At 63.3% G+C, this 18,981-nt stretch carries 16 protein-coding genes and 2 pseudogenes; 4 read left to right on the forward strand and 14 right to left on the reverse strand.

All coding sequences use genetic code 11. The annotated features are described in order from the left end of the window. Positions 1 to 85 precede the first annotated feature (85 nt). Both FJ949_RS24255 and FJ949_RS24260 read left to right on the forward strand, forming a co-directional pair. Positions 86 to 1,162 carry a VWA domain-containing protein gene (locus tag FJ949_RS24255; protein WP_181172155.1) on the forward strand — a complete coding sequence of 359 codons (1,077 nt, stop codon included), beginning with the start codon at positions 86 to 88 and terminating at the stop codon, positions 1,160 to 1,162. Next, positions 1,162 to 2,049 carry an amidohydrolase gene (locus tag FJ949_RS24260; protein WP_181172154.1) on the forward strand — a complete coding sequence of 296 codons (888 nt, stop codon included), beginning with the start codon at positions 1,162 to 1,164 and terminating at the stop codon, positions 2,047 to 2,049. The genes FJ949_RS24255 and FJ949_RS24260 overlap by 1 nt, the downstream gene beginning before the upstream one ends. An 11-nt stretch (positions 2,050 to 2,060) precedes the next feature. On the opposite strand, the gene FJ949_RS24265 is transcribed toward FJ949_RS24260, so the two are convergent. The 7 genes from FJ949_RS24265 to FJ949_RS24295 form a co-directional block, all read right to left on the reverse strand. Next, on the reverse strand, positions 2,061 to 2,468 hold the full coding sequence (locus FJ949_RS24265; RefSeq protein ID WP_140499869.1) for a carboxymuconolactone decarboxylase family protein: 408 nt from the start codon (positions 2,466 to 2,468) through the stop codon (positions 2,061 to 2,063). Positions 2,469 to 2,726: 258 nt separating this feature from the next. Then, positions 2,727 to 4,223 (reverse strand): sugar ABC transporter ATP-binding protein, encoded by a 1,497-nt coding sequence (locus FJ949_RS24270; RefSeq protein ID WP_140499871.1) that lies wholly within the window; start codon positions 4,221 to 4,223, stop codon positions 2,727 to 2,729. After that, positions 4,223 to 5,272, reverse strand: coding sequence for a hypothetical protein (locus FJ949_RS24275; RefSeq protein ID WP_140499872.1), 1,050 nt, complete (start codon positions 5,270 to 5,272; stop codon positions 4,223 to 4,225). The genes FJ949_RS24270 and FJ949_RS24275 overlap by 1 nt, the downstream gene beginning before the upstream one ends. Next, complete coding sequence (locus FJ949_RS24280; protein ID WP_140499874.1) at positions 5,269 to 7,392, reverse strand: SMP-30/gluconolactonase/LRE family protein; 2,124 nt, start codon at positions 7,390 to 7,392, stop codon at positions 5,269 to 5,271. The genes FJ949_RS24275 and FJ949_RS24280 overlap by 4 nt, the downstream gene beginning before the upstream one ends. Before the next feature lie 260 nt (positions 7,393 to 7,652). After that, a complete protein-coding gene (locus FJ949_RS24285; protein WP_140499876.1) occupies positions 7,653 to 8,678 on the reverse strand; it encodes a sugar ABC transporter substrate-binding protein in 1,026 nt (341 codons plus the stop codon). A gap of 118 nt (positions 8,679 to 8,796) precedes the next feature. Further along, positions 8,797 to 9,783 carry an ABC transporter permease gene (locus FJ949_RS24290; protein WP_140499878.1) on the reverse strand — a complete coding sequence of 329 codons (987 nt, stop codon included), beginning with the start codon at positions 9,781 to 9,783 and terminating at the stop codon, positions 8,797 to 8,799. 271 nt (positions 9,784 to 10,054) lie between these two features. Continuing rightward, entirely contained in the window at positions 10,055 to 11,488 is a 1,434-nt protein-coding gene (locus FJ949_RS24295) for a DHA2 family efflux MFS transporter permease subunit (RefSeq protein WP_140499879.1), read from the reverse strand. A gap of 84 nt (positions 11,489 to 11,572) precedes the next feature. Here FJ949_RS24295 and FJ949_RS24300 point away from each other — a divergent pair. Further along, a pseudogene (locus FJ949_RS24300) lies at positions 11,573 to 12,232 on the forward strand (ornithine cyclodeaminase family protein); the annotation flags it as partial. After that, positions 12,231 to 12,662 (forward strand): annotated as a pseudogene (locus FJ949_RS24305) (aromatic amino acid lyase); the annotation flags it as partial. The pseudogenes FJ949_RS24300 and FJ949_RS24305, both read left to right, overlap by 2 nt. Here the strand turns inward: FJ949_RS24305 and FJ949_RS24310 are convergent. The 7 genes from FJ949_RS24310 to FJ949_RS24340 form a co-directional block, all read right to left on the reverse strand. Next, a complete protein-coding gene (locus tag FJ949_RS24310; protein ID WP_140499881.1) occupies positions 12,627 to 13,427 on the reverse strand; it encodes a 3-methyl-2-oxobutanoate hydroxymethyltransferase in 801 nt (266 codons plus the stop codon). The pseudogene FJ949_RS24305 and the gene FJ949_RS24310 sit on opposite strands and share 36 nt — an antisense overlap. Positions 13,428 to 13,476: 49 nt before the next feature. Further along, a complete protein-coding gene (locus FJ949_RS24315) occupies positions 13,477 to 13,788 on the reverse strand; it encodes a MocE family 2Fe-2S type ferredoxin (RefSeq protein ID WP_140499883.1) in 312 nt (103 codons plus the stop codon). A 28-nt stretch (positions 13,789 to 13,816) separates the two neighbouring features. After that, positions 13,817 to 14,899 (reverse strand): fatty acid desaturase family protein, encoded by a 1,083-nt coding sequence (locus tag FJ949_RS24320; RefSeq protein WP_140500160.1) that lies wholly within the window; start codon positions 14,897 to 14,899, stop codon positions 13,817 to 13,819. Between the two features lie 85 nt (positions 14,900 to 14,984). Next, positions 14,985 to 16,166: an aldose 1-epimerase family protein gene (locus FJ949_RS24325; RefSeq protein WP_140499885.1), complete on the reverse strand. Its 1,182-nt coding sequence runs from the start codon at positions 16,164 to 16,166 to the stop codon at positions 14,985 to 14,987. Positions 16,167 to 16,170: 4 nt separating this feature from the next. After that, complete coding sequence (locus tag FJ949_RS24330; RefSeq protein WP_140499887.1) at positions 16,171 to 16,947, reverse strand: ATP-binding cassette domain-containing protein; 777 nt, start codon at positions 16,945 to 16,947, stop codon at positions 16,171 to 16,173. Between the two features lie 2 nt (positions 16,948 to 16,949). Continuing rightward, positions 16,950 to 17,954 carry an ABC transporter permease gene (locus tag FJ949_RS24335; protein WP_140500161.1) on the reverse strand — a complete coding sequence of 335 codons (1,005 nt, stop codon included), beginning with the start codon at positions 17,952 to 17,954 and terminating at the stop codon, positions 16,950 to 16,952. Between the two features lie 58 nt (positions 17,955 to 18,012). Further along, complete coding sequence (locus FJ949_RS24340; protein ID WP_140499889.1) at positions 18,013 to 18,957, reverse strand: substrate-binding domain-containing protein; 945 nt, start codon at positions 18,955 to 18,957, stop codon at positions 18,013 to 18,015. Between the last annotated feature and the right edge of the window lie 24 nt (positions 18,958 to 18,981).

An 18,981-nucleotide genomic window follows, 5' to 3' on the forward strand; every position in this document is an offset into this window, starting at 1 on the left:
GCAACGCGGGCGGGGCAGCGCCCCCCTCTGTCCTGCCGGACATCTCCCCCGCGCCGCAACGCCCTTGCTCAGCTTCGCTCGCCTGCTGCGCCGCTACGGCTTCGCTATTGCCCCGCAACAAGTCTCCGGCTTCATGCAGGCCGTGACCCTGCTTGGCCCCCGCTCGATGGCCGATATCCGCGAGGCCGCACTCGCCACGCTGGCGCCGCCGCCTGACCGCCGCGACGAATTCGAGGCGCATTTCCAGAGCCATTTCTATGGCAACGCGTCAGCTGTGATCGAAGGGGATGCCGACGAGGAAACGCGCATCAAGGATGATGGCGGTGCTGACGACGAACGGATCGAGGCCGAGCAGAGACAGGAAGGCGGCGAGCTGTCCTCGGCCCTGGAGCAGTTGAGCAGACGCGATTTCCAGCGCGACGACGACAGGCTGACCGCCTTTCGCCGAAAGCTGTCATCGGCCCTGCCCGCCCGACGTTCCTTCCGCACCGTGCGTACCCATTCGCGCGGCAAGCTCGACCTGCGCCGCTCGCTCAGGGAAATCGTCGGCGCAGATGGCGATGTCCCCTCGCCGCTGCTGCGCCGCCGCCAGACCGTGCCGCGCAAACTGCTGCTCTTGATCGATGTCTCCGGCTCGATGAAGCTGCACACCGCCGACTATCTCAAGCTGGCGCATGCCGCCGTGCAGGGCGCGGACCGCGCCGAGATCTTTACCTTCGGCACGCGGCTCACCCGCATCACCTCGGCATTGCGCATCCGCGACCGCGATCAGGCGCTGGCGCGCGCGGCGGCCCAGGTCGACGATTGGGATGGCGGCACCCGCATGGGACCGACCCTGCTGGCATTCCTCTCGGTGCCGCGCTTTTCGTCGTTCACGCGCGGCGCCGCGGTCGTCATTCTCTCCGACGCGCTGGAGCGCGGCGACCATGCCGAACTGGAGATTGCCATGCGCAGGCTTAGCGCCCGCGCCTTCCGGCTGTCGCTGGCGACCCCGCTGGCCGGCGATCCGCGCTTCCAGCCGGCGACAGCGGCGCTGCGCGCCATCCTGCCCGACCTCGACGATCTGGTCGACGGCTCGTCGCTGGCCGGCCTCACCGATTTCATCCTGTCGCTCGCACGCCCCGCCCCGGCGGCCGCGACCATCTGGAAAAGGGTATCGTGATGCAGAAAGCCATCGACGCGCATTTCCACATCTGGCGCCAGAAGGACCAACCATGGCTGGTCGGCCCGATGGTGCCGCGCATCTTCGGCCCTTACGAACCGATCCGCCGCGACTATCCGATCGATGAATTTTTGGCCGACCAAAAAGGTTCGGGCGTCGAAAAAGCCGTTTATGTCCAGACCAACTGGGCCAAGGAGGATTTCGAGAAGGAGGTCGCCTTCCTGCAGAAGACCGCTGACGAGACCGGCTGGCCGCACGCCATCGTCGGCTATGCCGACATGACGGTGGACGATGTCAGGCCGCAGATCGACCGGTTGATGAAATACAGGCTGCTGCGCGGCGTGCGCATGCAACTGCACTGGCACGAGACCCCGGCCTTCCGCTTCGCCGCCTCGGCCGACCAGGTGATCGACCCCAAGGTCCGCGCCAACGTCGCGCGGCTGAAGGATTACGGCCTGTCCTTCGACCTGCAGCTCTTCCCCGCCCAGATGAAGGACGGGCTGACGCTGGTCGGCGAAAACCCGGAGACGAATTTCATCCTGACCCACGCCGGCATGCTGACCGGCATGGAACCGGAAACCACCGAAGCCTGGAGGGCCGGCCTGCGCGCACTGTCGGCGGCGCCCAATCTCTACGCCAAGCTGTCTGGCCTCGGCACCTTCGTTCACCGCAACGACCCGGCGCTGATCGCCTACATCATCGACAATGCGATCGATATTCTTGGCAGCGACCATCTGATGTTCGGCTCGAACTTCCCGATCGAGAAGCTCTGGACCGGCCACGCCGAACTGATCAAGGCGCACCGCGATGCGGTGGAGAAGCATGGCACGGCGGCGGAAGCCGACATTTTCTGGAACGCGGCGGAGAAGGTTTACAGGCCGGTGTAGCGCGTCTTTCCTCACTTCACCTCGAACTGTGGATCGACCGGGATCTGCATTGCCGTCACCAGATGGTTGGTCTGTCCCGCCAACCCGATGATCGACACCAGTTCGCCATGCTGTGCGTCTGTCATGCCCTTGGCGCGCGCCGCCGCGGTGTGCGAATGGACGCAATAGGAGCAGCCATTGGCGGTCGACACTGCGATGTAGATCATCTCCTTGGTCAACGGATCGATCGCACTGTCTGCAACCATCACCGCCTTGAGCTGTTCCCAGATACGCTTCAGCGCCGCAGGATCATTGGCCAGCCCGCGCCAGAAATTATTGACGAAATCGGATTTGCGCGTCGCGCGGATGTCGTCGAACACCGCCTTTAAGGCCGGGATTTTCTCCACCTCGGCATCGCTCAGGAGTCTGGTGGTGGCCATGGTGTTTCCTTTCGTTTTTTCAATGCCGGACGTTTGAATCGGACGCTGAACAGCCGCCGCCAATCCATTCACTTCATTCGCCTATTCGCCTTTTGCGACGCAAACAGCACCGCGAGGGTATGTCGAGATTCAAGTCAGGCCGAGTCGAAAACGACGGGTTCCGAGAACCGGAGCGGAGCGTACTTGAAGTACGTGAGCACCGGGAGCGCAGGAAGCCGGCGTTTGCAGGCCGGCCTCACCTGAATACCGACACACCCTCTAATGCACCGCCGCATACATAATCTTCTCCTCCGTCGCCTCCGCCGGCGAAAACTCTTCGACGATGCGGCCCTGGCGGCAGACCAGGATCCGGTCGGACAGGTTCATGATCTCCGGCAGGTAGGACGAGATGACCACGACGGCCAGACCCTCGTCTGCCAGCCGGTTGATGATCTGGTGGATCTCGGCGATGGCGCCGACATCGACGCCGCGCGTCGGCTCGTCGAAGATGACGACGCGCGGCTTCTGCACCAGCCCCTTGCCGATAACCACCTTCTGCTGGTTGCCGCCGGAAAGCTCGACCACGCGCGCATTGTCGTTGATCGCCTTGATATTCAGCGTCTTGGTCCATTCGGCGGAAAGCGCGCGCATTTCCTGCTGGTTGATCACCCAGGCCGTTTCGCGGCCGGCTGCCAGCAGCCCGCCGAACAGGTTCTCGGCAATGCCCATCGTCTCGAAAATGCCTTCGCTCTTGCGATCCTCCGTGACGTAGACGATGCCGTCGGCTACCGCTTCGCTCGGCACGAGATAGCGCACCGGCCTGTCGTCCAGCTCGATCGCCCCGCCGCGCAGGAAATCGCGTTTGTAGATGCCGGACACGATTTTGAACGTCTCGGTACGGCCGGAGCCGATCAGCCCGAAGACGCCGGTGATCTGGCCTTCGAAGATCGAGAACGAATTGTTGCGCACGACATTGCTCATTGAGATGTCCTGCACCGACAGAACTTTCTTGCCCGCCTTGCGCAGCCTGGCCTCGTCTCGCTGGCGATAGATCTGCCCGGACAGCGTGCGCCCGACCATGGCGGCAACGATCCGGTCGCGATCGAAGGCCGACGTGTCGTCGGTGATGGCCAACTCGCCGTCGCGCAGGATGGTGATACGGTCGGCAATCAGCAGCGCCTCTTCCAGCGCATGGCTGATGAAGACGATGGAGACGCCGCGCGCCTTGAGCCGCCGGATCAGCGCGAAGAAGTGCCGCTTTTCCTCCGGCGTCAACGTCGCGGTCGGCTCGTCGAAGATGATGATCTCGGCATTGTGGTGCACGGCGCGCGCGATCTCGACCATCTGGCGCTTGGCCGCGCCAAGCGTCGCCACCATGGCGTTCGGGTCGACCGGAAAATTCAGCGACTGCAGGAACTGCTGCGCGGAAATGTAGGTGCCGCGCAGCCGGTTGAGGAATTTCTCGGTGCCGAGATAAAGATTCTGCGCCACCGTCATCGACGGCACCAGGCTGGTCTCCTGGAACACCATTGCGATGCCCGCCTCGAGCGCCGCATGCGGCGAGGCGTAAGCGATCTCGCGTCCCTTGTGGAACATCTTGCCCGAACTGGCGTCGACCACTCCGGCGATGATCTTGGTCAGCGTCGACTTGCCGGCGCCGTTTTCGCCGAGCAGCGCGTGGATCTCGCCCTTGCGCAATTCGAAGCTGACATTCTTGACCGCGGGCACGCCGCGATAATTTTTGGTGACATTCTCCAGGCGCACGATTGGTTCCATCAAAACCCCCCGGCATCGACAGCCAACACGCAGTCGCCGCCCTTCGAGGCGACGAACAGTTCGCCATCTTTTTCAACCACGCTGCAAATGCCGTGACGTATGCCGTTGGCGCGGCTGTGCAGGCTGAACCGAGGCTGCATCTTCTGGTCGAGCCTGACCACCAGACCGTAGGAGCGGCTCGGCGACCAGGGCTTGTGGATGCCCATCGTGCGGATGCCGCCGCATTGCAGCGGTTCGAGGAAGCTGCGGCTTGAGGCCAGAGCCGGTGCGATCCAATAGGCCGGCGGCACCTGCTCGATCATGTCCTGACGGTAATGCGTCTCCTGCAGCACGAATTCGATCAGCCGGTTGCGCGGCGCAAACAGGGTCAGCCAGGCGCCGCCATCGGCTGCCGGCGACAGCCGCGCGGGATAGCCGGGCAGATGGGTCAACACCGTCGAGCGGCTGCCGCTTGCCGCCTCGAAGCGGATGAGCTGATGGCGCCAGCTCTCGCTCACCAGCACATCCCTGCCGATGGGATGGAGCCCATAGGGAAAGGCGATGGCGCCGGCCACCTTGCGGAAGGTCCCGCCTGCCGCATCCTGCTTCCAAAGCGATCCGGACGCGCCTTTCTTCATCAGGTCGGCCGCCCATTGTGATGGTGCGAATTCGGCCGAACCATTGGCCAGCCACAGAGCGCCGTCACCGGGATAGGCGAGCGCGGTGATGCAGCTGACACCAGCCGGTAGCGAAACATCCCTACCGCCGACCAGGAGCTTGCCGCTTTCCAATCCGACCGTCAGCTCACCCGATGGCGAGAACGCCAGCGCGGTAACGGTGGACGCAAAGGTCTCGACCAACTTGGGCGCGGTACCGGCGGCAATCGAATAAACGGCGTTGCCGCTGGAAGCGAGCAGCTTGTCGCCAGAGATCAGCAGATTGTCCGGCTCGGTCAGTTCGGCAAACGCCGGCGCATCGTCAAGCTGCGTGTTGGGTCGGAAAGCGCCATCCAGCGGCGGGATCGTCACCGCCTTGCCGCGAAATAAATCCAGGATGGGATCGAGGATCATCGCTTTGCTCCCCAATAGGAAGCCGGGCTGGTCCAGTTCGGATCGGCACCCGAGATCTTGTAGCGGCCGATGCGGTTGTTGAGGATGCCGCCGACGAACAGAAAACCCTTGTGCTCGCGCATCGAGGTGACCATCGGATGCGCGCTACCGGTAAGGTCGCCCAACGCCTCGACGATGTCGCCCTTCTCCGTGAATTTCACCACGCCGCCGGTGTTGATGTTGGGGAACAGCCATTCGTCCTGCGGCAGCCGGCGTGTCATGCGCTTGCGCATGTCGGGATGGCGCAGCGACAGGTCGAAGCTCGGGGTGCGCATGCCGAGCCACGCCATCCAGTAATTGCCGTCGGAAGCGCGGTTGATGTTGTCGGGGTAGCCCGGCATGTCCCGGATGACGCATTCGGCGGTGCCGGCCTTCGGCCCTTCCAGCCAGTAGCGATGCACACGGCAGGCCCAGCTCTCGGCGAAGAACAGCGACTTGCCGTCATGCGCCATGCACACGCCGTTGGTGTAGCGGTAGCCGTCGAGCAGCGTCCTGGTCGATCCGTCCTTCGGGTCATAGACCAGAAGACGGCCGGTGGCGCGGTTCTCGATCGAATCCAGCGCCCAGTCATGCGCGTCATAGCGCTTGGTCGAGTCGGTGAAATAGATGCGGCCGTCCGGTGCTATGTCGCAGTCGTTGGGATCGCGCAGCCGTGCGTCGTCGACGACCGATGTCCAGGAGCGCGACGTTTCGGCCGACAGGCGTTTGACCTCACGATCGGGCGAGACGGAATAGAGCCCCATGGCGCCGACACAACTGATCAGATTGCCTGATTTGTCGAAGGCAAGGCCGAGCGGAAAGCCGCCGATATGAGCGAACACTTCCGACTTCACATAGCCCGGCGCGAAGAAGCGGACGATCTCGCCATGGCGCGTGCCGCAATAGAGGTGGTCGTCACGGTCGAGAATGACATCTTCCGGTCCTTCCAGTTCGCCGAGCCCGATATGGTCGGCGTCCGACAGCCTGTCGTCGAGTTCGTAGGATGTGCCGGAGCCGGGCGCCGCCGACTGCGTCTCGCCCATCCTGAGATAGACCGGCGCGACATAGACCTCGTTCAGCACCTTGTGGCGGTTCTTCAGCCAGCGGATGTCGATCGTCACCGCCACCGCCAGCATGATGCCCAGCACCATCTGGTTGGTGCCGGTGCCGTAGCCCAGCCTGATCAGGCCGTTGGTCATGGTCAAAACGATGATGGCGCCCATCAGCCCCTTGATCACCGAGCCGCGCCCGCCTCCGAGGCTGACACCGCCGACCACCGCCGCGGTCAGCGCCATGATCTCGAGGTTGAGGCCGGTGCCCGGCCCTGCTCCGCTCAGCCGGCAAGCTATGAGGAAGCCGCCGATCGAGGCGCAGAAGCCTGAGAAGACATAAGTCATGAACACGGTGCGGCGCACACGGATGCCGGCATTGTGGGCAGAGCGCCGGGAGCCGCCAACCGCCAGCACATGCCAGCCGGGCCGCGAGCGCGTCAGCGCGATATGAGTGACGATGGCGAGGATAATGGCCAACCACACCGAGACCGACAGGCCCCAGAAGGTGCCGTCGCCGATGAAGTCGAGCACATCGGAGGTGGCTTGGGACAGCTGCACATCGGCGGCATAGGTGGTGACCAGGATGTCGAACAGCGCCCGCCCGAAAATGAAGGTCACCAGCGTGGTGAGGAAGGCGCGCAGCCTGAGGTATCCGACGAGATAGCCGTTGACGGCGCCGAAGACGAGGCCGGCGGCAAGCGAAGCGGCCAGCGCCAGCCAGATCGACTGTTCGAGGATGAAGAAGACATAGACGGCCGAAAAGCAGGACAGCGCAAAGATCGAGCCGACCGACAGGTCGATGCCGCCGCCAAGCATCACCACCGTCATGCCGGTGACGACCATCGAGAATTCACCGAGCTGGCGGGTCGATTCCTGCAGCGAGGTCAGTTTGAAGAAGCCCGGAATGATCGAACCGAACACGCCGAGTGTTGCCACCAGTGCCAGGAAGGGAATGGCATTGTCGGTCCAGCGCTTGGTCAGTATCTCGCCGACCAGATGGTCGGGCACGAGATTGTAGCGCCAGGCCTGGAGGCGTTCGCGAAAGGACATCAGGTCACTGCTATTGCGAGAGAAGAGAAAAAGGTGGCCGGGTAATCGCTCCGGAGCAATTCTCAACTTCGCCGCTGCCCCTCATCCGCCTGCCGGCACCTTCTCCCCGTGAAGAACGGGGAGAAGGGATAGGCTCCAGCGTCGACACCCCCCTCTCCCCGTTTTCACGAAGAGAGGGTAAGGTGAGGGGCAGCGCCGAGGTTGGAGATTGTCCACGTACAACCCGGCCGCCATGTTGATATCAGGCGTAAACTCGCGACCTACTTCGCCGCAGCTTCCGCTTGCAGCGCCTTCAGGTCCCAGCAGCTGTCGGGCTTGAGGTCGGCCTTGGTCGTCGCCTTCTCCAGCGTGTAGATGTAGGTGTGCGACGTGCCGGCCGGCTGGCCGCTCTGCAGCAGGAACTTTATGATGGCGTTCATGTCCCCCGACTGCCGGGCAAGGTCGGTCATGACAACCGCGCCATAAGTGCCGTCCTGCAGCTTGTCGCAGTCGGCCGCCTTTTCGCCGCCTCCGGTGGTGACCAGGAAAACCTTGCCCTCGAGCTTGGCATCACGGATCGCGGCCGACGCGCCAGTAGCATCACCATCCCAGAAGTCGATGATCGAGCAGATGTCGGGGTTCTGCTGCAGCATCGTCGTCGTGACATTGCGCGAGGTGGTCGCATCCCAGTTGGAGTCGGGCTTGGCCACGACCTGAAACTCGGGATGCTTTTCCAGTACCTTCATGATGCCGGCGTACTGATAAAGGCTGGAGGAGTTCGCTTGATCGCCCTGCACAAGGCCGATCTTTTTGGACGAGTTCTCGCCGCAGCCCTTGATCGCGGCTTCCGCCTCGAGTTGGCCGAGCCGGTCCCAATCGCTGCCGACAAAGGCATCGGCCGGGAAATTGGCGGGATTGTCGACCAGGATCACGTAGGTGCCGGCTGCCTGCGCCTTCTTCATCAGCTTGGAGTAGGAATTGAGGTCGGGCGCGTGGATGATCAGCACGTCAGGCCTGGTGTCGGAGGAGATGGCATCGGTGATCGCCTGCGCGCCGGCATCGACGACCCAGTTCGGATCGCGCGTCTCGAACGTGCCGCCCCAGGCCTCGACTTCGGTCTTCAGATAGTGCGCCCAGCCCTGCGCCAGGTCGAAGCCCATCGCCAGCGGCACCAGCATGACGCGTTTGCCCTTGAGTGCCTGCGCATAGGCAGCGGGGCCCGGATCGTCGGCAGCGAAGCTCGGCGCCACGAACGCGGTGACCGCAAGCGCCGTCGCGGCGGCCATCAATGTTTTGATCAGTTTCATGTCACATCCTCTGGTTGGTCGTTGTTATTTACGGCCGGCCCCAACCGTCCGCTTTGGTTTAGTCTTCCTGTTTGAGCATGATCTTTTCCGAAAAGTTCCCACTTTTCGGGATCATGCTCTAGATGTCGCCCTGCTGCGCCGTCTGTTCGTCACGCGGATTGATGATGCCGTCGACGATGATGGCACCGAGCAGGATCGCCGCCTTGATCAGGTTTTGGTAGAGCAGCGGAATGTCGATGATGGTCATCGCATTGAGCAGGATGCCGATCAGCGCCGCTCCGACCAGCACGTTTCGCACCCCGCCTCGTCCGCCCGAAAGCCCGATGCCCCCGATCACCGCCACCAGCACGATGTCGTAGAGCAGCGTCGAGTTGACGACGCGGGTGTTGATCGAATGCAGGCTGGCCGCTGTCAGCAGGCCGGCGATCAGCGCCACGAAGGCGGAAAGCACATAGCGCAGCACCAGCATCGGCCGCACTGGAATACCGATGTTGCGCGCGGCGACCGGATTATCGCCGGCGAAATAGATGTAGCGGCCCCATTTGGTGTAGCGCAGGAACAGGAAGAACAGGAAAGCCAGTGCAGCGAAGACGAACACCTCGATGGGAATGTCGAGGAAGCGCAGGCCGCCAAGCAGTTCCACCCAATGGCCCTGCGGCACCGGAACCGCATCCTGCGTGATCAGTTGCGAGCGCACATAGCCGAAGACGAAGGAGCCGGTGGCAAGCGTCACGAAGATCGCCGGCACGTCGGCGTAAGCGACGAGAAAGCCGTTGAGCAGGCCGATGGCGAGCACGCCGGCCAGCACATAGGCGAAGGCGAGCCCGTCAGGCGTTCCTGAATTCATCAATTGCAGATACCAGGCGACCGACATCGCCATGATCGCCACCGCCGAGAGGTCGATGCCACGGCCAATGATGACGACCGCCATGCCCAATGCCAATATGCCCAGTACCGAGACCGAACGAACGATGGCAACGAGATTGTTCGGAGCGATGAAGCCCGGCAGGCCTATGGCCGCGGCAATGAACAGCATCACCGCTATGGCAAAGACAATACCTTCCTGGTTCAGGCTCTTGAAACTCGGCCGACCGATCGCGTTCATTGTCTGTCTTCACCCCGGCGGCAGCGCTGCCGCCCCTGGGAAGAAAGCTAATCGGCTCAACGTCGGTTCGTCAAATGAATCCGCGTTCAAAACACGGACTGCCGACGAGACTCGCGATGTGGACGCATTGATTGCTGATGCTGGCGCAATGCCCGGAAACTTCAGCACTTTTGGCAATTGTTTGCGCCATCCCTGCGTCTTGCGCAAGCACGACACCAAGGCGCAAGGCGAAGATGGAATTTAACCCTGCGGTGGATGGGAAAATTCGATTTCAGTTCCCGGCCATGTGGCCGGAAACCTCGGCGCCGGCGGTCCTCGGCAACACCAGGAAACGGAACGACGCCACCAGCCCGATAACGCCGATCACCAGAAAGGTGACTCGAAAATCGACGAGGTCCAGCGCCGGCTGGGCCCTGGTGATCTGCGACAGGTTGAGGATCGCCGCAGCTATCGCCACACCGAACAGCATTGCCACCTGCTGCAGCATCGAGGACAGCGTCGCCGCCGAGCTGCGCTGCGCCGCGGCGACATCGGCGAAGGCCAGCGTGTTCAGCGCCGTGAACTGCATGGAACGCGACAGGCCGGCGATCAGCATCAGCCCCACCACGAGCGCCTGCGGCGTCTGCGGCGAGATCGCCGCGCAGGCCATGATCGATGCGGACGCAATGACGCCGTTGACGACCATCACCGAACGAAAGCCGAAGTGGCGCAGCATCGGCGTCGTCACCGTCTTCATCCCGAGATTGCCGAGGAAATAGGCCAGGATCATCATGCCGGCATCGACCGGACTCATGCCAAAGCCGACCTGGAACAAAAGCGGCAGCAGGAACGGCGTGGCGTTGATCGCGACGCGGAATATGGTGCCGGCCGCAAGCGTCGAGATGGCGAAGGTCAGCACCTTGAACGAGGACAGGTCGAGCAGCGGATGGGGCGCGCGCCGGAGATGCCGCACCGCCAACCAGCCGATGACGATCCCTGCCGCGACCAGCAGCACCGTCGGCAGCACGCCGTCGTCGGGATGCGCGATACGCTCGAGGCCGCAGAGAAGGCAAGCAAGTCCCGCCGATGTCAGGAAGAAACCCGGCCAGTCGAGTGGCTTGGGATCGGCTTCACGGTCACCGGGGATGAAGCGGGCGACCAGCGCCAGCCCGATCAGCCCAAGCGGGATGTTGATGAAGAAATTCCAGTGCCAGGAGAGATAGGTGGTGATGAAACCGCCAAGCACCGGACCAACGACAGGCGCGAACAGCGCCGGCCAGGTGATGAGCGCGGTTGCGTTGAGCAGTTCCGATTTTGACGCGTTGCGCAGCACCAGGATGCGGCCGACCGGCGTCATCAATGCGCTGCCCAGCCCTTGCGCGGCGCGCGCCGCGACGAACTCGGTGAGATTCTCGGAGAAGCCGCAGGCGAGCGAAGCCAGCGTGAACAGTGCGATCGCCATCAGGAAGATGTTGCGCGCGCCGAACCGGTCGGCGAGCCAGCCCGACAGCGGCACGAACACCGCCATGGTCAGCATATAGATGGTGATGCCGATGCTCATCGCCACCGCCGGCACGCCGAAGGAGGCGCCCATCTGCGGCAGCGACGTCGAGATGATCGTCGAATCCAAGAGCTGCATGAAGAAGGCAATGGCGACGATCAGCGCCACACGCCGCGAACTGCTGGCTGGGTCGGCTAAAACTTCAGTCTCGGGGATGGCAGTCATGACGGACCGCTTTGAACAGCATTTGGCCGGCGACGTCCAGGCAAGGGCCAACAAACTTTCGTGTCGCGGCGCGGCCTGTTATGGATGAACGGGGCGGCCGAGGAACGCGCACGCATGAAGACCGGCCTGGTGGCACAAGGCAACGGCCAGACGGTGATCGAGCCGCGCGTTCATCTAGAGCCTGATCCCTCTTTCCACGGCCATTTCAATGTCTTGCGCGGCTACGTGGCGCCGCTCGATGCGGCGGGCGTGAAGATCGTTGGCGACTATGTCGATAACTACCTGCACGGCCTGCCCTCCGAATTCGGCATCCTCAATCTGTTCGATCCGCGCACCGGCGCGCCGCGCGCCATCCTAGACGCCACCGTTATCACCGACATGCGCACCGGCGCCGTCACCGCGATCGGCGCCAGGCATCTGGCGCGCAGGAATTCGAAGGTGCTTGCCCATATCGGCGCGCGCGGCACGGCCTACTGGAACGTGCGGCTGCTCGACCACCTCTTCGACTTCGACGAGATCCGTGTCCATTCGCGCCGGCCGGAAAGCCGCGACGGCTTTGCCGCCAGGCTCTCCACCGATCTCGGCAAGCCGGTCAAGGCGGTGGCCGATTGGCAAAGTTGCGTCGAGGGCGCCGACATCGTCGTCGAGGCCTCGCGGCTGCCGGAACCGCAGCCGCTGCTGAAGACCGAGTGGATCAAGCGTGGCGCGCTGGTCCTGCCCTACGGCACGATGAGCGCGGTCGAAATACCTGTCGCCGGTCGGCGGCGCATCGGCCGGCTTCGTGCCGCTGCAGAAGGCGGTAACATCGATCCTGGCCGCCATCCGCCACAAGGCCAATCCGGTGATGCTCGATTTCCTGCCCGTCTCCTAGGACCTCGAGGACCATGCCACGCAAACGCCTCTGGCCGTTTCGAAATGCGCCGCCATGATCGCACTGTGGCGCCGGTTGATCGCCTTCGAACTGATGGCGGCCGCCCAGGCCGTCGACCTGCGCGACGGGCAGACGCTGGCGCCGCGCATAGCCGCTATCCATACGGCGATACGCGCGCTGGTGCCGGCGCTGAAGGAGGATCGGCCGCTCGGCATCGAAGCCGAAGCGCTGCATACAGCGCTTGCCAGCGACAGATGGCAGCCGACCTTAGCCCCGACCGACCTTGTCCAGGAACAGGCGTAGCTCGGCCGGGTCCATGTGCACCACATGCCTGTCCTCGGGATAGACGCCGCTGTTGACGTCGGCGACATATTCGGAGAATGCAGCCACCCGCTCCGCCTGCAACCGATCATATTCAGCGGCGAAGTTGCGATAGACCTTGGAGTGTCGTGGCATGTGGCCCCGATTCTGCCCGAGGATATCTTCGGCGAACAGATATTGCGCGTCGCAACCGGTGCCCGCGCCCATCGACAGCATGATCAGCGAGGTACGCTCGGAGATCGCCTTGGCGACCTCGACCGGCACCACTTCGATTTCGGCGCCGATGGCGCCGGCGGCCTCGAGCTGTTTCACCGCTTCGAACACCTGCATGGCGGCGCCGGCGGTCTTGCCTACCGCCTTGAAGCCGCCGGTCCACGTCGCGCGGGATGGAATGAGGCCGACATGGCCGATGACGGGGATGGCATCGTCCGCCATGCGCTTGATGGTGGCGTAGCCCGCGCTGCAATAGACCGCGTCGGCGCCGGCCTTGTAGAGCCGGAAAGCCCAACGCAGGAAATCATCCGATGTGCCGATTTCGTAGAAATTGTCTCCCGGCATGGTGAACAGGCTCGGTGCCGCATCGCGGTATTGCGGGTTGAGCACGAGTTCCGGCGGCACGGAGACGATATCGACCCCTGCCCGCTCGGCAGCTTCCGCTTCGTCCAGGGTCAGCACGCGCAGCATGGTCAGCTGACGCTTGCCTTTCATGGCGCGCATGTCGGCGACGGTCGGTCTCTTTCGGCTCATTAAACGTTCCTCTTTTGCTTGCCGCGGTGCCGGATCGGTGTGCCGCGCTTCAGATCTCGATCATCACCTTGCCAGCTTCGATCTTCACCGGATAGGTCGCAAGATTGACGCAGACCGGCGCGCCCTTGGCCTGGCCGGTCTTATAGTTGAAGCGGCCATTGTGCTTGGGACATTCGATGATGTCGTCCATCACCAGCCCGTCGGCGAGATGTGCCTTCTCATGCGTGCAGAAACCGTCGGTGGCGAAGAATTCATTGTCCGGGGAGCGATAGATCGCGAAGGTTCGGCCACCGTGGTCGAAGCGGATGACATCCTCTTCCTCGACATCGTCCACCGAACACGCTTCAATCCAATCGACCATCTCTGTCTCCCGCAAGCATTCGCGATCCTTATTCAGCCGCCGCCGACATGTCGAACTCATGGAATTCGCCGCGATAGGGCCTGGCCGTCGGCGGCAGCTCGCGCTTGAGGTAGTAGTCCTCGTATTTCAGCTGCCTGAGCAGGACCGGCCAGACCTCGCGATAGGCATGCCACATCGACGGGTTCGGCACGGGCAGGTCGTGCTTGATCAGCTCATGCAGCCTGGGCAGCGCATGATAGGGCACCATCGGGAACATGTGGTGCTCCACATGATAGTTCATGTTCCAGTAGATGAACCGGCTGATCGGGTTCATGTAGACGGTGCGCGTGTTGAGCCGGTGGTCGACGACATTGTCGGCCAGCCCGATATGCTGCAGCAGGCCGGTGGTCACCATGTGCCAGGTGCCGTAGAGGCGCGGCAACCCAATCAGCACCACCGGTATCCATGACCTGAGGACGACCGCGACAGCGATCGTCGCAATGTACACGGCAACATGCCACCGCGCGGCCGTCACGGCCTTTGCCCATTCCATTTCCGGAACATAGCTCTTTTCCTCGTCGGACAGCTTGCCGAACGCCTGGCGCACGAGCGTCGGCAGCGAGTAGCGGAAATCGAGGATGCCGGTGAAGGCCAGCGCCGCCTTCAACAGGTCCGGCGGCCGCATGACGGCGATCTCGGCATCGCGGCCGACGATGATGGTGTCGGTGTGGTGGCGGGCATGGCTCCAGCGCCACTGCACTGGATTGCGCATCAGCATGAAGGAGGCGATGTGGTACACGACATCGTTCATCCAGCGCGTGCGGAAGGCCGTGCCATGGCCGCATTCGTGCCAGCGCGAGTCGCTAGACGAGCCGTAGAGCACGCCGTAGATGAATAGGAACGGCACCACCCACCATGAGCCCCAGAACCATATGATGCCGGCGGCCGAGGCCAGGATCGCAACAATCCAGATGATGGTGTCGCGGATCGCCGGCCCGTCGGAACGCTGCATCAGCTCCTTCATCACCTTGCGGGGGACATCGGTGTGGTACCATTCGGCGGAGGCCAGGCCGGTCTCGATCGCGGCTCTGGTGCTTTCACCGACCAGGCTGTAATCCCGCTTTTTTGCCATCGTCTTCACACGGGCCTCCAAACTTCTCGCACCGCTCGCAATCCGGTCCGCCGGCCGGAGGGCTTGCTTTGAATACATGTCGCGCTCATGCCGGGCCCGCCAGTCTCCGGAAATTGCCGGAAGGCCGAGGATAATCCTGTTCGGGCTGGCGGGCGATCGCCGCAATCCTGGCTTCGGCGCCGGCGATCGCTTCCCTGCCGTCCAGGACCCGGAACACGGCATCGTAGGCGCGGCCTTCGTCATGCTCCAGCCAGATCATCTCGCCGCGTTCGCGCGCGGCGAGATCGCCGAGCACATGATGCGTCGATGGCTCGATGCCCAGCGCATAGTGTCCGGCCTGGAAATTCTGCCATTGATAGGCGCAAGGCAGCTGGTCTTTCCGCGTCACCATTTCGAAGCCGAGGCCGAGCCGGTCGTTGACCACCGCCACTGGTACCTCGCCCTTTCCATCGGCGTCCATTTCATGCTGCCAGACCTGTTCGCTGAACCCCATTCGCGGTTCCGGCACGGTGCGGTAGCCGACCTTCTGCGCCTCATAGCGCTCGCCGGCATGGCCGGCCCACACCACGTCGCGGATTGGCGCGAGGTAGCGTGAGCCCTCGTCAAGCAGGGGATGACTGACATTCACATGGTAGAAATACATATGCGGCGTGCGATTGAAGCCATGGTTCACGACGCGGTCGGACAGCCGGATCTCGTTGCCGCCGACATCCGCCTCGATCCGCCGGATCAGATGCAGATCCTCGCCGAATACCGCCGATTGCTGGACGATGCCTTCGGCCCACAGCACGCAGCGGTCGCCGTCCCACGCCTCACCGTAGCCGGTCAGCCGCGCCGGGATGGTGCCGACACGGCCATGCAGCGAATGGATCACGGTCTTCTTGCCGGGATAGTTGTAGTTCTCGGCCGGCACCTCTTCCCGACCCAGTATATGGTCGAGGCCGCAGGTGACCAGCAAACCGGAAAAGGAGCGCGCCCAGGCCAGCCCCCCTTCCCCCTCATAGTCGTGAAGACCGGGGTTGCGAAAACCGCCCGGCGAGTGCCAGCCGATCGCCTGGCCCTTGAAGTCGCAATCGGCGATGTCGAGCGCGCGGTCGACGAGTGCGGTGAAGCGCAGGCCGGAGCCGGTGCGGAACTCCAGCATGCGGACACCGCGCTCCACCCCGTCGCCGAGCGTCATCAGCCGCACGCCGGCGAACTGCGACAGCATGCCGGAGCGTTCCGAGACCTGCCGGCGCGAGAGCGTCTTGCCGTAAAGCTCTACCATGCCGTCACTGCGCCCTCTTCATCAGAGCCGACAGGTCGGCGCCGGTGATGATGCTTTCCACGGTCAGCAGATCGGTATCGGCGACCGTCTGCTCGGCAACGATCTCGCCGCGGCGCATGACGATGATGCGGTCGGCAACCTCGAACACGTGATGGATGTTGTGGGTGATGAGCAGCACCGAATGGCCGGCCTGACGCATCTCCTTGACGAAGCGCAGCACGCCATGGGTTTCCTCGACGCCGAGATTGTTGGTCGGCTCGTCGAGGATGATCACCTTGGCGGCGAACTGCATGGCCCGCGAAATGGCGATCGACTGGCGCTCGCCGCCCGACAGCGTTGAGACCAGCGCGTCGGCGTCGAGTTTCTTCGAGATGCCGACGCGCTTCAGCAGGGAGGAGGCAGCATCGCGCAGCTTGGCGAGATCGAGCGGCGCAAACACGCCCAACCATTTGAAATTGACCGGTTCGCGGCCGAGGAAGAGGTTGCGCGCGATACTGAGATCCGGCGCCAGCGACGTATCCTGGTGGATGGTCTCGATGCCGAGATCCATCGCGTCGCGCGTCGAGCGGATCGAAACCTTCTGCCCGCGCACATAGATGTCACCGCGATCGACCGGGAAGACGCCGGAGATCGCCTTGATCAGCGTCGATTTGCCGGCGCCATTGTCGCCGAGCAGGGCCACTATCTCGCCTTCTCTCAGCGTCAGCGAGGCATTCTTCAGCGCGCGCACGCTGCCGAAGGATTTTTGCAGGTTCTGCAGCCGAAGCACTTCTTGCATCATAGTCAGCTCCTTGCCGCGTTTTTCTGCAGCAAAGCATGCAGGATGAGCATGGCGAGGATGATCACGCCGACGAAGATGTTGTAGGCGAGGCCGGGCACGCCGACGAGCACGATGCCGTTACGGATGGCGCGCAGCATCAGCGCGCCGACGATGGTGCCCAGGATGGTGCCGCGTCCGCCGGTCAGCGCCGTGCCGCCAACCACCACCATGGCGATCACTTCGAGCTCATAGCCTGTGCCGGCCACCGGCGAAGCGGCCGAAATACGAAAGGCGCTGATCATGCCGGCAAGCCCGGCCAGCACCGAGGTGGCGATGAACAGCCATATCTTGACGGCGTCCGCCGGCACGCCGCGGGCCACTGCCGCGTTGCGGTTGGAACCGATGGCGCTGATCCAGTTGCCGAGCTTGGCATAGCGCAGGACGTAGATTGCCAGCAACGACAGGCCGACGAACCACCACAGCGAGGTGTAGAAGCGGAACGAGCCGATATTGAAGCTGCCGGCAAGCAGCGTCACGAAGAAGCCAGGCTGGTCCCACGACTTCAGCGGGAAACCCTGCGTGATGTAGAGGGCCGCGCCGCGCACGATCAGCAGCATGGACAGGGTCACCAGGAATGACGAGATGCCGATCTTGGTGACGATCACCCCATTGATCGCCCCAATCGCGATGCACAGTAAAAGTCCAGCCAGAAGGGCGACGCCGATATCCACCCCGCCGTTCTGCACCAGAAGCATCACGACCACTGGCGCCAGGCCGAATACGGCACCGACCGACAGGTCGAACTCGCCGGCCGTCAGAAGCAGCGTCATGCCGAGCGCGATGATGCCGAGCTCGGGCAGGAACGCCATCATGTTGGAGATGTTGAGCGGCGACAGGAAATTGCCGTCCGCGATCGCGAATACCACGAGAAGGACGACGAGGATGATGAACGAGGAAAATTGCGGCGAGCGCATCAGCCTCGACCTGCTCCTGGCGCTTGCTGCGCCCTCTTCCGCGGTGACTGCCATGACGTTCTGAACCATGCTGTTTGCAGGCGCCCGCCGCCGGCGCGGCGGGCGTCCATTTTCACTTCTTGTCGTAGAGTTTGAGGATCGGCTCGACGCTCGACGCGTCGTAGAGACCGAAAGTGTGGATGTCGTAGCCGATTGGCTCGCCCGAGGCGGCAAGCCCGAGCAGTGCTACCGGCATGAAGCCCTGCGCCGATGGGTACTGCCAGGCCGCCGCGTTGACGAAACCGTCCTGGACGGCTTGCGCCGTCTCCTTCGAATTGCCCCAGCCGACGACCGGGATTTTGCCTGCCGGCACGCCGGCGCCGTCGAAGACCCGCTTGACGCTGGCCGCCACGGAATCGCCGAGCGCGATGATCGCCGGCGGATTGTTGGCAACCATATAGTCGGTCATCTTGGCGATGATGCCGGCCGGATCGGTGCCGCAATCGACCACGTCATATTTGATGCCGAGCGGATCGAAGACGCTGGCGATGCCTTCGGTCTCGAGCTGCTGGTAGCTTGCGCCGGGGACTTCGACCGGCAGAAAGACCTTGTCACCCTGCTTCACCATTTTGTGGTCGACAAGATACTTTGCCCAGATCGTGCCGGCCTCCTTCAGGTCGGCGCCGACATAGGCCTGCCGCCCCGTCGCCGGATCGTCGGTGTTGAAGAACACGATCGGGATGCCGGCGGCCTTCGCCGCCTTGACCTCCTCGGTCCACAGGCCAGGCTGCGCCGAGGTGGTGGCGATGCCGTCGGGCTTGGCGGCAAGCGCGGAATTGAAGGCTTCCTTCTGCGCCGCCATGTCGCCGCCGCTGAAGGAGATCTTGCAGGTCACCTTGAGCTGGTCGCAGGCCTTTGTGGCGCCGGCGTTCCAGTCGATCCAGAACGCATCCGACGGGCCGCCATGCGACAGTAGATAAAAGGTCTTCTGGCCGTCCTGTGCCTGCGCGGCCGACCCGAACGCGATGCCGGCAAGCACAGTCGCGGCGGCCGCCAATTTCAATGCAAATTTCAACATTGCTTTCCTCCTTGTTTGGAGCCG

This window comes from Mesorhizobium sp. B2-4-1 (genome assembly GCF_006442185.1).
In the GTDB taxonomy this organism is placed as follows: domain Bacteria; phylum Pseudomonadota; class Alphaproteobacteria; order Rhizobiales; family Rhizobiaceae; genus Mesorhizobium.

What these genes read in the sequence shown, in the direction of transcription:
- FJ949_RS24260 (WP_181172154.1), top strand. Translation starts at nt 1,162, where the DNA reads ATGCAGAAAGCCATCGACGCGCATTTCCACATCTGGCGCCAGAAGGAC.
- FJ949_RS24285 (WP_140499876.1), bottom strand. Translation starts at nt 8,678, where the DNA reads ATGAAACTGATCAAAACATTGATGGCCGCCGCGACGGCGCTTGCGGTC.
- FJ949_RS24320 (WP_140500160.1), bottom strand. Translation starts at nt 14,899, where the DNA reads ATGGCAAAAAAGCGGGATTACAGCCTGGTCGGTGAAAGCACCAGAGCC.
- FJ949_RS24310 (WP_140499881.1), bottom strand. Translation starts at nt 13,427, where the DNA reads ATGAGCCGAAAGAGACCGACCGTCGCCGACATGCGCGCCATGAAAGGC.
- FJ949_RS24280 (WP_140499874.1), bottom strand. Translation starts at nt 7,392, where the DNA reads ATGTCCTTTCGCGAACGCCTCCAGGCCTGGCGCTACAATCTCGTGCCC.
- FJ949_RS24340 (WP_140499889.1), bottom strand. Translation starts at nt 18,957, where the DNA reads ATGTTGAAATTTGCATTGAAATTGGCGGCCGCCGCGACTGTGCTTGCC.
- FJ949_RS24315 (WP_140499883.1), bottom strand. Translation starts at nt 13,788, where the DNA reads ATGGTCGATTGGATTGAAGCGTGTTCGGTGGACGATGTCGAGGAAGAG.
- FJ949_RS24295 (WP_140499879.1), bottom strand. Translation starts at nt 11,488, where the DNA reads ATGACTGCCATCCCCGAGACTGAAGTTTTAGCCGACCCAGCCAGCAGT.
- FJ949_RS24325 (WP_140499885.1), bottom strand. Translation starts at nt 16,166, where the DNA reads ATGGTAGAGCTTTACGGCAAGACGCTCTCGCGCCGGCAGGTCTCGGAA.
- FJ949_RS24330 (WP_140499887.1), bottom strand. Translation starts at nt 16,947, where the DNA reads ATGATGCAAGAAGTGCTTCGGCTGCAGAACCTGCAAAAATCCTTCGGC.
- FJ949_RS24335 (WP_140500161.1), bottom strand. Translation starts at nt 17,954, where the DNA reads ATGGCAGTCACCGCGGAAGAGGGCGCAGCAAGCGCCAGGAGCAGGTCG.
- FJ949_RS24270 (WP_140499871.1), bottom strand. Translation starts at nt 4,223, where the DNA reads ATGGAACCAATCGTGCGCCTGGAGAATGTCACCAAAAATTATCGCGGC.
- FJ949_RS24265 (WP_140499869.1), bottom strand. Translation starts at nt 2,468, where the DNA reads ATGGCCACCACCAGACTCCTGAGCGATGCCGAGGTGGAGAAAATCCCG.
- FJ949_RS24290 (WP_140499878.1), bottom strand. Translation starts at nt 9,783, where the DNA reads ATGAACGCGATCGGTCGGCCGAGTTTCAAGAGCCTGAACCAGGAAGGT.
- FJ949_RS24275 (WP_140499872.1), bottom strand. Translation starts at nt 5,272, where the DNA reads ATGATCCTCGATCCCATCCTGGATTTATTTCGCGGCAAGGCGGTGACG.